We start from the raw sequence: 12943 nt of genomic DNA on the forward strand, positions 1-12943 counted from the left end.
AGACTAAAACCATGGCTTCACCGGCACCGGGCGAGATCGGCTACGTCTTCGACCCCTATTCGATCGATTTCGCCATCGATCCGTATCCGACCTATCGCTGGATGCGCGAGGAGGCGCCGGTCTATCACCAGCCGGAGATGGATTTCTGGATGCTCACGCGCTACGAGGACGTGTGCAAGGCGCATCAGGATGCCGCGCTTTTTTCAAGCTCGGCAGGCCCCAAGATCGAGCGCATGGATTATGCCTCCACCCTGCTGATCGGCAAGGATGCGCCCGATCATATCTGGGCCAAAGGCATGATGACCCGCGTGTTCAGCCGCGCGCGCATGGGCGCGCTGGACGGCTTCATCCGCGAAAAGACGATCGAGCTGCTCGAAGGCTGTTTCGAGCGGTATGGCCCGGACGGCGAGTTCGACGTCGTCAAGGAATTCACGGTCCCGCTGCCCTTGACTGTCATCAGTGAGCTGCTGGGCATCCCAGAGGAGTATCGCCAGGAGATTCATGAGCTGTCGAACGCCTATGTCTCGCGCGAGGCGGGCAGCGAGACCAGCGCGCAGGGCGACGCGCATACGAAGCTTTGGAAAATCTATTTCGCGCTGACCCAGAAGCGGCGCGAGGAGCCGAAGGACGACCCGATTTCGCTGCTCATCGCCCTTGAGGAAACGGACGATCAGGGCGTCGTTCACCGCATGAGCGATCAGGAAATTGCTTTCCGCTTCCTCGAGATGGGCTTTGCGGGCCATGAGACGGTGGCGAAAGCGATCCCGAACGGCCTGATGGCGCTGTCCCGCTTTCCCGACCAGCGCGCGAAGTTCACGGCCGACCTTTCGCTCGCGCCGCAACTGGTTCAGGAGATGCTGCGGTATGACCCGCCCTCACAATTGCAGGGACGCCTGACCATGCGCGAGGTGACGCTGCACGGCGTGACCATTCCCGCGGACTCGCGCGTGATGCTGGCGACGGCGGCGGCCACCCGCGACCCGCGGGCGTTTTCCGACCCCGATCGTTTCGACATCGAACGCGACAACGACAAGCGCACAATCTCCTTCGGTTTTGGTGTGCACAAATGCCTCGGCATTCACCTTGCCCAGGCCGAGCTGGCCATCGCGTTCACCGAACTGACCAGCCGGTTTCCCGATTGGCAAGTCGACCCGAACCGTGCCACCCGCGTCGCCCTTTCCAACGTGCGTGGCGTGTCGTCACTGCCGATGCGGCTGGGCAAGCGCGCCTGACGCACCGAACGCCGCGCGGTTATCGCTGTCCGACAATCCCGATCGCCATGCTCATCAGGGTGATCGCACGGCGGGAACGGCGTTTTGCGCTGGCGAGAATGACCAGAAATTCTTTCAATAACAGAGACTCGCAGCGCAGAATATCAATTGAGTGCTCCGAGCGCGGGATGCGCCTGAGCCGATCACGGAGGAGTTGGGAATGACGTTGCGCAGGGCGGCGATCGTGAGTCCGCTGCGAACCGCGGTCGGCAAATATCAGGGCGCTCTCTCCGGCGTATCCGCGGGCGACCTCGGCGCCTGCGTGCTGCGCGCGCTTGTCGAACGCACCGGCATCGATCCCGGACGCGTCGATGACGTCATCTTCGCACAGGGCTATGCCAATGGCGAAGCCCCCTGTGTCGCGCGCTGGTCGCTGCTCGCAGCCGATTTCCCGATCGAGGTTCCCGGCTATCAGCTTGACCGGCGGTGCGGCAGCGGATTGCAGGCGATCATCGATGCCGCATTGCAGATCCAGACGGGCATGGCCGACATCGTCATCGCAGGCGGGGTCGAAAGCATGTCCAACGCCGAATATTATTCGCTCGACATGCGCTCAGGCGCCCGTTCCGGCAGTGTCGAGATGCATGACCGGCTGACCCGCGGCCGCGTCATGTCTCAGCCGATCAGTCGCTTCGGTGTCATTTCGGGCATGATCGAGACAGCCGAGAATTTGGCGCGCGAATACGGGATCTCCCGCGAGGCGAGCGATATCTATGCCGCTTCCAGTCATCAGCGCGCGGCCGCCGCCTGGGCGGCCGGCAGGTTCGACGACGAACTCGTCCCGGTCACCGTGCCGCAACGGCGCGGCGCGGCGGTGGTGGTGCAGCGCGACGAAGGCGTGCGGGACAATGTTACGGCCGAAAGCCTGGCCGAGCTACGGCCGATGATACCGGGCGGCGTGGTGACAGCTGGCAACGCCAGTCAGCAGAACGATGCCGCCGCGGCATGCCTGGTAGTGGCGGAAGACAAGCTTGCGGAACTCGGCCTGGAGCCGATGGCCTGGTATGTCGGCGCGGCTGCGGCGGGCTGTCACCCGGCGACGATGGGCATCGGCCCCGTGCCGGCGGTCGAGCGGCTTTTCGCGCGCACCGGCCTGAACTGGAACGATATGGATCTGGTCGAGCTCAATGAAGCTTTCGCGCCGCAGGTACTCGCCGTGCTCAAGGGGTGGGGTTGGGATGACCGCGACCGGCTGAACGTCAACGGGTCCGGCATTTCCCTTGGTCACCCGATCGGCGCGACCGGCGGACGCATCCTCGCGAACCTGCTGCGCGAACTGCAGCGTCGCCAGGGCCGCTATGGGCTGGAGACGATGTGCATCGGCGGCGGGCAAGGCCTGGCAGCGATTTTCGAGCGCGCCTGACCGCCGCCAGCGGATCAGATGACGCCGCGGCCGGCGAGGTCGCGGACTTGCGCAGCTGTAAAGCCGAGCGAGGTCAGGATGCGAACGCTGTCCGCGCCCGACGCCGGGGGCGGCGATACGATCCGGCTTGGCGTACGGCTCAATCTGACCGGCAGGTTGACGAGCGGCATCGACGGCGCGCCGCCTTCCAGCGCGACCGGCTCTATCAGTCCGCTGGCCGCGACCTGCGGGTGGGTCAGCGCGGCCGATGGCGACAATACGGGGCCGGCGGGGATTCCGGCACGCGCCAGAGCCTCCAGCGCCCCGGCGCAGTCGCGTTCGGCACACCACGCCGCCATGCGTTCAGAGAGGATGGCGCCATGTTCTCCGCGCGACGCATCCGTCGCGAAGCGCGGATCATCCAGCCAGTGCGGTTCACCGATCAGGCGGGTCCATCGCCGGAACAGGCCGTCGCCGACCACCTGCGTCACGATTTCACCGTCGCGGCATGCGAACAAATCGGTCGGGCCATTGACGAAACTGCGATTGCCGATCGCCTTACGGCCGATCCCGATCATCGCCTCTTCGATCAGATATGTCGCGGAAAACGACAGCGCCGACCCCAGCAGGCTGGCGCCGACCTGCTGCCCACGGCCGCTTTCGCGGCGTTCGAGCAGCGCCATCATCACCCCGATTGCCGCATATAGCGCAGTGGCGTGGTCGACCCAGGTAATCGGCGTGCGGTAATGCCGCGCCTCGTCGCCGCTCAAATAGGTCGAGCCGCACATCGCCTGCCCTACGCTGTCGAAGCCGCCACGCCCGGCCCACGGTCCCTCAGCCCCGAAAGAACTGGCATTGACCAGAATGATATCGGGCTTGATCGCGCTCAGCGTGGCATAATCCAGCCCCAGTTCAACCAGCATCGGTTCAGGAACATTGGCGATCACCACATCGGCCGTCCCGACCAGCCGCCGGACGACCTCCGTTGCGTCCGCCTGGCGCTGGTCAAGACACATCGACGCCTTGTTGCGGTTCATCTGCGCGAACAACGCGCCTTCGCCATTGGCGGTCACCGGCACGACGGTACGGTCGTCGCCGCCACCGGGCCGCTCGATCCGGATCACTTCGGCGCCGAAATCGGCCAGGATGGCCGCGCAATAAGGCCCGGCGACATATTTCCCGAAATCGAGCACGCGGACACCGTCAAGCACCGGGCGCGGCGTCTGCCCCCCTTCCGCTTGCGCATCGCCGCTCATGCCGGCGGCCCCCCTTCGGCCAAGACGCCCCGCATGTCATGCGGCCCGAAATGCGCCGCGCGATGCGGCAACGGCTCCGTTCCCAGCTCGGCGAAGCCGACGATCGTTCCGATCGTATGCAGTGCGTGGCGCGCGACATCCGGCTGGAAGGTGTAACATACGCCGCTACGCAGTTTGGAATCGGACGCACGTTCCGGAATCTCGATCCGGCGGCCGCGCGACATCATCGTCGCCCAGCGCAGGATGCGCGCCGCCTCCGCCGTGCCCGAATCCAGCGTTGCGATCCAGTCGCGCAGTTCGCCCAGCCGCCGGCCCTGCATAGCGGCATCGACGAACAGGTCTCGCGCCAACGACCAGCGCAGCAGTTCGCGACCGTTGAGACGAAGCGTCGCCTGCGCGACACCGTCGACCGGATCAAGCACCGTCACGTCATATGCCGCATGCCCAACGTCCGCGGCATGCCGCGCGGCAAGCAGAGTCAGGTCGTAGAGATGCGTGCAGTTGCGGTTCTTCTTTCCCGCACCGGCGACCGCCGACAACGCGCGCCCGACAAAGGTCCGTGAAAGCTGCGCGACGGCGCCGGGACAGGTCGTCCACGGCCAGCGCTGCATCTCCGCCGCGACCGACACGACAATGCCTTCAGCATGCGACAACGTAACCGTCATGCGGTGATAATCGTCTTCAAGCTCAGCCGTCACCTGCCCTCGCGCCGGCAGGACGAGGATGCGCCGTCGAAAGCCGGGTGCCGCCCCTCGATCGCCGCTCATAGCTCGCTCGTCAGCAACAGTGCCGTGGCCAGCGGGCCGCCGCCGGAGGTGGCGATCGCCACCTTAGGGTCGCCGGCGATCTGCCGCGCGCCTCCGAGACCGCGCAACTGGACCACCGCTTCGTGCGCGAAACCGAAGCCGTGCAGGCGCCCGGCGCCAAGCTGGCCGCCAAAGGTATTGAGCGGGAGATCCCCATCGCGCGCGATCCGCGTCCCGCCCTCGACGAACGGACCGCCCTCGCCACGCGCGCAGAAACCCAGCCCTTCGAGCCAGGTCAACACGAGGAAGCTGAAACCGTCGTAAAGCTGGACGGTATCGACATCGTGTGGCCGATAGTCGGTCCGTTTCCACAGGTCGGCGCCGGTCGCATACGCCGCCATCCAATCGGACTGGTCCCAACTATGGCGGTCGGAAACATAGGAAGACGCGGCGATACGAACCGGACGACACCTGACCTCGCCAAGAGCATCCCCCGCCGACACGATCAGCACGGTCGATGCATCGGTGTAGCGATCGCAATCGTAGAGGCATAACGGGTCGGAAATCATCCGGCTTTCCAGATAGGCGTCCAACGTCAACGGCGCGGCGATCGCGGCGCGCGGGTTGCACAGCGCATTGGCATGCGCGTTGATGGCGATTTGCGCCAGCTGCTCGCGCTTCAACCCGAAACGATGGACGTGGCGCATCGCATATTGCGCGACCCAGTTGGCCGGCGACAGCGCGTCGAACGGCGCCGTCCATTGCGCACGGCCGTCGACCCGATCATGCGTACCGGCCGGATATTCGTCGGGCTGAGACAGCCCGGTCGATTCGTAGACCGTGCGGAAACAAAGCACGTGCCGCGCCAACCCTCCGGTGACCGCCGCCCCCGCCGCGACCAACGCGCCCAGCTGCGACGAGGTCTCCATTCCACCGGCATACCAGCGGACCTTCATCCGCAGCGCGTCAATCAAATCCTCCGATCCGACCGGCGAAAAGCCGGGCGGCGCCGCCAGTCGCCCGGGATAGGTCGATATGCCGTCGATATCGGCGATGGTCAGCCCGGCATCATCGAGCGCCTCGCGGATTGCGTCGAGCGTCAGCAGCAAGGGGTGACGGCCCAGCCGAACCCCGGTCTGCGACTGCCCGATGCCGGTGAGAAACCCGCTATTTTCAGCCATGCCCGCCCCGCATCCGGAACATCGGCAGGTAGACATCTTCCTGGGGTATGAAAACCACCTCGACCGCCGCGCCGATCGTCACCGCCTGGGGATCTACATCGACGACATTGCTCGTCAGCACGACGCCGGGCGCACCGTCGATCGCGATACGCGCGATCACGCACGGCACGACCGTATCCGGGCGCCATTTCTGGCGGTTGATCGTGAATGTATCGATGACCCCCGTACCGGCCACGACGGCCGGGGTCAGCGCCTCGCCGAGGCATGCCGGACAGATCGGGCGCGGCGGATGAACGAACTGCGCGCACTGGTCGCAACGCAGGAAGCGCAACCGGCCGTCCGCACCGCTCGTCCAGAAAAAGCGATTGTCACGATCAAGCCGGGGCAGTTTGCGCGGCGCGATGCCGACGTGCCCAACGCCATTGTCGACCGCGGGGCCAGACAGGGTTTCGGCCATCAGCCAGGCCCGCCACCGAACAGTCGTGCCTTGTGTCGCGCCATCATGTCTTTCGATTCCTGCCCCTCGACCAGATTCGAAAGCACCAGCCGTTCCAACTGGCGCGCGCTGGCGGATTCCAGATCAGCCGCCAGTTCGATCGACAGCTTGGCCATCGCCATCGCCTCTGGCGGTTGCGCGGCAAGCCTGCGGCAGAAATCGCGCACATCGGACTCGAAACTTTCGTCGGGATAGATGTGATGAACCAGGCCCATCGCCAGCGCCCGTTCCGCGTCCACCTTTTCGTTCGCCATCAGCATCCACTTCGCCCAGTGCGGCCCGCATAGCCGCGTGAGCCGGCTGATCCCGCCGGAAGCCGGCAGCATCGCCATCTTCATCTCAGGAAAATGATAGCGCGCGCTTCGCGCCGCGAGGCGGAAGTCGCACGACAGCGACAATTCCAGCCCCCCGCCCACACAGGTCGCATGATGAGCGACAACCACCGGCTTCTCGACCAGTTCGAGTTCCTGCCACATCGCCTGCATGCCGCCCATCCCGCGGCGAAACCAGTCGCGCGCCTTGCTTCCGCCCGCCTGCGGCGTGCTGCCGCCAAATTCCGAAAGGTCGGCGCCCGCCGAGAAATAACGCCCGTTGGCGCGGATGAGCATCACGCGCAGCATATCGTTCTGTCGCAAATCCTCGATCGCCGCTCCGATCGCGGAAAGAGTCTCGCCATTGAGCGCATTCAGCTTGTCGGGCCGGTTGAGCACGAGTTCGAGAATCCCCTCGCTCTCGGTCCGGATCACTGCTGGCTCGCTCATATGACGTCTCCACCCCCCGCTGCCGGGCGGGCCGCGCCTGCCCCCGCAGGCACCATAATCGATCGGCGCGATTCCGAACCCATAATCAACGCAGAATCTCCGTTCCCTGAGCGCGGCATGCATTCCTGTCGCCGAACGGAACACTTCCGCACTTGTTGCCGTCGCACATTGGCCATAAATGAGGTATCTGAATTACGCGCGACGGCGTGGGATGTCCAGTGGCGGCACGTCGCCTGTCATCCTTCACGCGGCGCGGAACGATTGCAGTCCGGCGGGATGCGTCACGTCCCAGCCGTGACGTCCGACGGGAGAGTGGAGCATGAAATTGCAAAATGGCGATTCGGTTGAGCAAGCGGGCACCGCCCTCGAACTGTCGCCGAATTTTGACTATGGCTCACGCGACGTGCTCGACCTCGAGAAGACGCGCCTCTGGCCCAAAGTTTGGCAGATGGCGTGTCGGGTCGAACAAATCCCGAAAGTCGGCGATTTCGTAAATTATCAGATATTCGACGAATCGATCCTGGTGACGCGCACTGCGCCGGATCGGATTCAGGCTTTCTACAATGCATGCCAGCACCGCGGCCGTCGGCTGCAGATGGCGGAATCGGGGCATGTCAGCCGCTGGTACTGCCCGTTTCACGGCTGGCGTTACCAGCTCGATGGCGCGATCGAATATGTTCACGACGAACATGACTGGGAGGGCTGCCCGCTCAAGCACGAAGCGCTGTCTCTCAAGGAGGTTCGCGCCGAGCTATGGGGCGGATGGGTCTGGATCAACCAGGACCCCGACTGCGAGCCGCTTCACGCGTATCTCGACGCGGTGAAGCCCGTGCTGGACCCGTTCGAATGGGAAGACGGCCGCATGGCCTGGCACGAAACGATCATCGCGCCGGTCAACTGGAAGGTCGTGATCGAGGCGTTCAACGAGAATTACCATGTCAGCGCCACACATGTTGGCGGCTGGCGTATTCCGCCCGGCCATTCGCGCGGCGTCGTCCATGGCCGGCACGCGATGTTCTTCAACCAGCGCAATCGTGTGGCATCCACCAGCAAGCCGCTTCGGTTTCAGGACCGGCATACCGGCGAGTGGATGACGCCGTCGACGCCGGCCGAGGCGATCTGGTGCTACAATCGTCACGTTTTCGACAATCTTGCGGCGCTGACCGCCGAGCCGCTCATGAAGGCAGCCGAACGTTTGAAGGAAGAAGCCGGCGCCGACTTTCCTCCCGAGCGCCTGTTGCCGCGGCTGATGGAACTGCACAAAGAGGAATTTGCCAAGCGCGGGATCAAATGGCCCGAACGGCTCGACCAGGCCGCGATCGACCGCGCCGGCACCGACTGGCACATCTTCCCCAACACGATCATGCTGCCGACCGCGGACAGCGCCTTGTGGTACCGGGTTCGGCCCAATGGCCACGATCCGGAAAGCTGCATCTTCGACATCTGGAGCTTTGCCCGGTACGCGCCGGGAACCGAGCCGGCCGTCACCCGCCATGTTTCAGACGGGTTCGACGCATTCCGTGGCCGCAATCCGTTTCTCGAAGAAGATTTCGACAATATGCAAGCGGTCAACCTCGGCCGCAAATCGCGCGGTTTCCTCGGCCCTCAGCTCAACCCCGTACAGGAAGTCCAGATCGCCCACTTCCACAAGATGCTGAGCCGTTATTTCAACGGGGATACGTCGTCCCCGGGGTGATAGCGGCTACTGGCATCGTTCGCGCTACGTGCCGTCTTCTCCGGTCATATCGATCGGCATGTCGGCCCGGCCGACGCTGACAAACGCGCTGGCAGAGCCGGCCAGATGCAGGCGCCAGAAGCGTTCGGTCGCCTCGACATCGCCGGCGGCGATCAGGTCGATCGCGCGTTCCCTTCCGCGCCCGTTCAAACGCAGCATCTTTTCGATGCCCGGCACTTCGAAGCTGCGCGCGACCACGTCGCGGAGCTGTCGCCGCACGATGTCGCGCAGCAAACGGCACAGCAGGGTCAGCGTCTTGTTCTCGATGCCGCTGAGCAAGCCTTCCGAAAACTGCGAAACGGACAGGGCATAGGCCGCCGCATCGCGCCGCAGCAGCGCCTCCTCGCTGGCGGCGACGCTGGCCCGCAATGTGGCGAGAACGGCTTTCGGCCGCCGGGTCGCGACCAGACCCGCGGCCGGCGGCTCCAGCATCGTTCGCGCCTGCCACACGTCGGCCAGCGTCGTTCCTTCGATTTGCAGGAAGATGCCGACTTGCCGGGCGGTCACCGCGATGTCGAGCGCGCGAACCCGCGCGCCCCCCGCCTGCCCGCGGGCGATCTCGATCAGCGATTCGGTCTCGAGCAGTCGCATGGCTTCGCGCAGCGTCGGCCTCGACACCTTGAACTGTTCCATCAGAGCGCGTTCAGGCGGCAGCCGGTCTCCGGTCTTCAGCCGGCCGTTGGCGATATCGCTGCGGATCGAATGGGCGATCCGGCTCGCCGCTTTGGGTGGGGATAGGGTGTGCGCTTGTTCTATCACATCAATCATCCGTGCTCGGCACGAAGGGTGGACGCGAAGCGCGGGGGGGAACAGGCCGATTATTCAAAATTTCGTCGGCCCCGCCTGCAATCGGCACGAAACGAATTGGCCGCACGTCAAAAAGGTATATGAATTTAGTGAAGCACCACGGGAGCAGACAGGATGGCCGGGCAAGTCACGATTCACCTCCACAACGCCGCCGCCGGCAAAGACGAGGCACTTGCCGACGCCTTTATCGGCGACCATCTCCGCGCCCTCGCTGGCGTGCCGGGCCTGCGGCAGGTGCAGCGCTTCGCCTGCAGCGCCGACCAGCTCCTGCGGGAAATCGCGCAGCCCTGGCGCTATGTCACCATCTATGAGTTTCAGTCGCCGCGCCCGGCCATCGATGTGCCGGCGCTCGCGCCGCCGCTGGCCGATTTGCGCGACGCCGGGCTGATCGAACAGGACGGCACGGAGCGGATCTTCAGCTACGACATGTACAGCGACTGGAAGACGGGGCCGGCCTTCAAGGCGGCACCGTTCACGCACATGATGATGCTGCTGGCCAATTTCACGCCGGGCCGCGAGGCGGAGTATCACCGCTGGTACGATGAACAGCACAGCGTCGAGGTCACGAGTTCGCCGGGTTATGTCGCGATGAAGCGCGGCCGGCTGAGCCCGACGCAAGTGCCGCCCTATAATTACTGCCCTGGCGATCAGCTCATTCTGGCCGGCATTCAGACCGATGACATGGACGCCTCACTCGAGGAGTTCAGAGGCCGCGCGTTCGGACGCAGCCCTTCCGGCGTGGCCTGGGGCCCCCGATCCACCGCCGCCTCGATCGCGCGCACGGTGCACATCTTCAAATCCGTGCAGGGGCCATTTCAGCCATCAGACGGATGAAAGCCGCCGCCCCGGCCTTGCCATGCCCCGCCGGGGCGACACGGAGGCAGTCAGCGCGGCAGGCCCAGGCCGCGCTCGGCGATAATATTGCGCTGAATGTTCGACGTGCCGCCAGCGATTCCGGCGGCCAGCGAGTTCATATACTGCATCGTCCACTTCTCGTCTCCGCGACGGTCCTCGCCCGGCATCATCAGCGCGTCCGACTCGATGATCTCCATCGCCAGCGCGGCGACTTCCCCCGCGAATTCGGACACGGCAAGCTTATTGAGCAACGGCAGCATCGGATCGCGCACGCCCTTCAACTCACGGGTCAGCTGGGTATAGGCTGAAAGTTTCTGCACTTCCGCCTTCGCGGACAGCGCGGCAAGCCGGTCGCGCACCATCGGGTCACGGATCGCGGGGGCGCCGTTTCGGGTCCGGCGTCGCGCCAGCTTCACCAGACTGTCCAGCAGCTTCGCCAGCCGTTCCGATCCGCCCAGCATGTTGCGTTCGTGCCTGAGCAATGTCCGCGACACCTCCCAGCCCTGCCCCCGCTGACCGACGATCCAGTCGGCCGGGGTCCGCACGCCCGAGAGAAAGACCTCGTTGAACTCTTGCTCGCCGGTAATCTGCTTGAGCGGGCGAATGTCGATCCCCGGCTGCTTCATATCGATGAGCAGATAGGACAGCCCCTCGTGCTTTGGCGCATCCGGTTCCGTGCGCACCAGCGCGAACATGTAATCGGCGGTCTTGGCGAACGATGTCCAGACCTTCTGCCCCTCAATCACCCATTCGCCATCGATCAGGTCGCCGCGCGTCCGCAGCGAGGCGAGGTCGCTTCCCGCGCCGGGTTCGCTATACCCCTGGCACCAGCTTATCTCCCCCGCCAGCGTCGGCGCGATGAACCGCTCCTTCTGCCATTCCTCGCCACGGTCCAGCAACGTCGGGGCCAGCATTTGCGTGCCCATGCCCTTGACCTCGCCCGGCGCGCGCGCGCGCGCGAACTCTTCGACGATCACGGTGTTCTCGATGACATCCGCGGGGCGCTCCCCGCCGCCGTACCGCTTGGGAAATGCCCGATAAAGATAACCGCGCCCGATCGCCTCGGCCCGAAACGCGCGCACGTCGCGATCAGCCCGGTCAATCCAGCGCGCCTGCAGGAACGCCCGCACGTCCTGCCGGAACCCCTCATACTCGGCGGTGAAGCTCAGATCCATGCCATGCTCACGTGGCCCGCATGATTTAAAAGATATACCTCTTTAGCGCGGCGCGCACGCTGGTCAAGTTTTCCGATCAGGGGTCCAGATAGCTTTCGAACATGATGCGCCCGCCCTCCACCTTGTTGAGCACAAGGTAGCGCGAACCTTCCCAGCCCTTTCTCGAATAAGGCCCGAAGCTGATCGTGGTATTCGCGCCGCCGCTTGCCGCGGGCAGCAGCCGGACCGACTCCAGGCCAGCCAGTACCCCGACCGGGGTCAACGCCGGCGCCATGCCGATCGCCTCCGCCAGAACGCTTGCCGAATCGTACATCAGCGTCGCCGTCATGAACGGCGGCCGCCAGCCCAGGTCAGCTTCACAGCGGTCGAGGAACCGCTGGCGATACGGATTGGCGGGATCCATCTGGTCGAGGCCCGACCACCCCTCGAACCCCGCCAGATATTCCGGCCGATAGGCGAATACGAACGCGGTACTGCACAATTTCGGCACCTGCCAGCCGTCGAGCGCCGCGTTCACGCACTGGATCGCCATGCCATAGCCAAGATAGATCAGCACATCGGGCGCGCCAGCCCGGGCTAGGGCGACTTCCGCCCGCAGGTCGGTGGCCAGCGGCGCCACAGCCTGTTCCGACACGATCTCAAGCCCATAGCGTTTCGCCGCCTGCGCGAAATGGCGATAATAGGTTTCGCCGATCTCCGATGCGTCGCGAAGCACCGCGATCCGGGTCCATCCCTTTCGCAGCGCGTACAATGCCAGCAGCGGCCCCTCGTCGAGCAGCGAGCCGTTGGGCAGCGAAAACGTCCATTCGCCCAGCCAGGACGACGCCCCGCACCATGCGATGGTCGGCACCCGGCACGCGTCAACCGTCGGCTTGAGATATGTGCAATTGTCGGTCACGAAGGGGCCGATTACCGCCACGGCACCTTCGTTCACCAGTTGCCGATAGGCTGCCACCACCGCATCGCCGCTGCCCTTGGGCAGGCCTTCGACCTCGCGCATGACGATCGCGACTTCCCCGTCCAGAACACCGGCCTGGCGGGCATGCGCGAATGCCATTTCCGCGATCCGCCGGTACTGCGTCATGCGGTCGCCCATCGAGATATCGGCGAGGAAGCCGACGACACAGGCCTTGCTCATATATTGCACTCCCGACGACGGCCGGCGCAACGGGCGCCCCCACCGCCGCGCCGCTTAACCGCCTTGACACCAGCATAGCTTGAACGGCACGAGAGATGCAATGAGGTAGATGTATAGCCTGCAATGGCCGGGAAGAAGCTTCCGCGCCATCAGACAATCACCCTATCAACGCGGCGCCGA

The 12943-nt window shown here is 64.8% G+C and carries 12 protein-coding genes; 4 read left to right on the forward strand and 8 right to left on the reverse strand.

The annotated features are described in order from the left end of the window. Positions 1 to 11: 11 nt before the first annotated feature. A complete protein-coding gene (locus ACMT1E_RS10885) occupies positions 12 to 1232 on the forward strand; it encodes a cytochrome P450 (protein WP_414900220.1) in 1221 nt (406 codons plus the stop codon). Positions 1233 to 1431: 199 nt separating this feature from the next. Continuing rightward, on the forward strand, positions 1432 to 2634 hold the full coding sequence (locus ACMT1E_RS10890) for an acetyl-CoA C-acetyltransferase (protein ID WP_414900222.1): 1203 nt from the start codon (positions 1432 to 1434) through the stop codon (positions 2632 to 2634). A gap of 14 nt (positions 2635 to 2648) precedes the next feature. On the opposite strand, the gene ACMT1E_RS10895 is transcribed toward ACMT1E_RS10890, so the two are convergent. The 5 genes from ACMT1E_RS10895 to ACMT1E_RS10915 are packed head-to-tail and all read right to left on the reverse strand — an operon-like array spanning position 2649 to position 7176. Next, the gene (locus ACMT1E_RS10895) at positions 2649 to 3869 is read right to left on the reverse strand and encodes a CaiB/BaiF CoA transferase family protein (RefSeq protein ID WP_414900224.1); all 1221 of its coding nucleotides are present in this window, start codon (positions 3867 to 3869) and stop codon (positions 2649 to 2651) included. Continuing rightward, positions 3866 to 4636 (reverse strand): DUF2889 domain-containing protein, encoded by a 771-nt coding sequence (locus ACMT1E_RS10900; protein ID WP_414900226.1) that lies wholly within the window; start codon positions 4634 to 4636, stop codon positions 3866 to 3868. Before ACMT1E_RS10900 ends, ACMT1E_RS10895 begins: the two co-directional genes overlap by 4 nt. Beyond that, positions 4633 to 5796, reverse strand: coding sequence for a thiolase family protein (locus tag ACMT1E_RS10905; RefSeq protein ID WP_414900228.1), 1164 nt, complete (start codon positions 5794 to 5796; stop codon positions 4633 to 4635). The genes ACMT1E_RS10900 and ACMT1E_RS10905 overlap by 4 nt, the downstream gene beginning before the upstream one ends. After that, entirely contained in the window at positions 5789 to 6253 is a 465-nt protein-coding gene (locus ACMT1E_RS10910; protein ID WP_414900230.1) for a Zn-ribbon domain-containing OB-fold protein, read from the reverse strand. The genes ACMT1E_RS10905 and ACMT1E_RS10910 overlap by 8 nt, the downstream gene beginning before the upstream one ends. Further along, positions 6253 to 7176, reverse strand: a complete 924-nt coding sequence (locus tag ACMT1E_RS10915; RefSeq protein ID WP_414900232.1) for an enoyl-CoA hydratase/isomerase family protein — start codon at positions 7174 to 7176, stop codon at positions 6253 to 6255. Before ACMT1E_RS10915 ends, ACMT1E_RS10910 begins: the two co-directional genes overlap by 1 nt. Before the next feature lie 196 nt (positions 7177 to 7372). Between ACMT1E_RS10915 and ACMT1E_RS10920 the strand changes: the two genes are divergently transcribed. Then, a complete protein-coding gene (locus ACMT1E_RS10920) occupies positions 7373 to 8749 on the forward strand; it encodes an aromatic ring-hydroxylating oxygenase subunit alpha (protein WP_414900234.1) in 1377 nt (458 codons plus the stop codon). Positions 8750 to 8773: 24 nt separating this feature from the next. Here ACMT1E_RS10920 and ACMT1E_RS10925 read toward each other — a convergent pair whose 3' ends face one another. After that, a complete protein-coding gene (locus ACMT1E_RS10925) occupies positions 8774 to 9556 on the reverse strand; it encodes a FadR/GntR family transcriptional regulator (protein WP_414900235.1) in 783 nt (260 codons plus the stop codon). 153 nt (positions 9557 to 9709) lie between these two features. On the opposite strand from ACMT1E_RS10925, the gene ACMT1E_RS10930 reads away from it, so the two are divergent. Next, positions 9710 to 10429, forward strand: a complete 720-nt coding sequence (locus tag ACMT1E_RS10930; protein WP_414900236.1) for a hypothetical protein — start codon at positions 9710 to 9712, stop codon at positions 10427 to 10429. A gap of 50 nt (positions 10430 to 10479) precedes the next feature. Here ACMT1E_RS10930 and ACMT1E_RS10935 read toward each other — a convergent pair whose 3' ends face one another. Together ACMT1E_RS10935 and ACMT1E_RS10940 are read right to left on the reverse strand one after the other, a co-directional pair. Next, the gene (locus ACMT1E_RS10935) at positions 10480 to 11625 is read right to left on the reverse strand and encodes an acyl-CoA dehydrogenase family protein (RefSeq protein WP_414900237.1); all 1146 of its coding nucleotides are present in this window, start codon (positions 11623 to 11625) and stop codon (positions 10480 to 10482) included. 76 nt (positions 11626 to 11701) lie between these two features. After that, a complete protein-coding gene (locus ACMT1E_RS10940) occupies positions 11702 to 12763 on the reverse strand; it encodes an ABC transporter substrate-binding protein (RefSeq protein WP_414900239.1) in 1062 nt (353 codons plus the stop codon). Positions 12764 to 12943 lie beyond the last annotated feature (180 nt).

It is taken from the genome of Sphingomonas flavalba, from assembly GCF_047553045.1.
Taxonomy (GTDB): domain Bacteria; phylum Pseudomonadota; class Alphaproteobacteria; order Sphingomonadales; family Sphingomonadaceae; genus Sphingomonas_L; species Sphingomonas_L flavalba_A.

Excerpts from the sequence above, each read along its gene's own strand:
- ACMT1E_RS10915 (WP_414900232.1), bottom strand. The coding sequence starts at position 7,176 with ATGCATGCCGCGCTCAGGGAACGGAGATTCTGCGTTGATTATGGGTTC.
- ACMT1E_RS10920 (WP_414900234.1), top strand. The coding sequence starts at position 7,373 with ATGAAATTGCAAAATGGCGATTCGGTTGAGCAAGCGGGCACCGCCCTC.
- ACMT1E_RS10935 (WP_414900237.1), bottom strand. The coding sequence starts at position 11,625 with ATGGATCTGAGCTTCACCGCCGAGTATGAGGGGTTCCGGCAGGACGTG.
- ACMT1E_RS10890 (WP_414900222.1), top strand. The coding sequence starts at position 1,432 with ATGACGTTGCGCAGGGCGGCGATCGTGAGTCCGCTGCGAACCGCGGTC.
- ACMT1E_RS10940 (WP_414900239.1), bottom strand. The coding sequence starts at position 12,763 with ATGAGCAAGGCCTGTGTCGTCGGCTTCCTCGCCGATATCTCGATGGGC.
- ACMT1E_RS10925 (WP_414900235.1), bottom strand. The coding sequence starts at position 9,556 with ATGATTGATGTGATAGAACAAGCGCACACCCTATCCCCACCCAAAGCG.
- ACMT1E_RS10905 (WP_414900228.1), bottom strand. The coding sequence starts at position 5,796 with ATGGCTGAAAATAGCGGGTTTCTCACCGGCATCGGGCAGTCGCAGACC.
- ACMT1E_RS10885 (WP_414900220.1), top strand. The coding sequence starts at position 12 with ATGGCTTCACCGGCACCGGGCGAGATCGGCTACGTCTTCGACCCCTAT.
- ACMT1E_RS10910 (WP_414900230.1), bottom strand. The coding sequence starts at position 6,253 with ATGGCCGAAACCCTGTCTGGCCCCGCGGTCGACAATGGCGTTGGGCAC.
- ACMT1E_RS10930 (WP_414900236.1), top strand. The coding sequence starts at position 9,710 with ATGGCCGGGCAAGTCACGATTCACCTCCACAACGCCGCCGCCGGCAAA.
- ACMT1E_RS10900 (WP_414900226.1), bottom strand. The coding sequence starts at position 4,636 with ATGAGCGGCGATCGAGGGGCGGCACCCGGCTTTCGACGGCGCATCCTC.
- ACMT1E_RS10895 (WP_414900224.1), bottom strand. The coding sequence starts at position 3,869 with ATGAGCGGCGATGCGCAAGCGGAAGGGGGGCAGACGCCGCGCCCGGTG.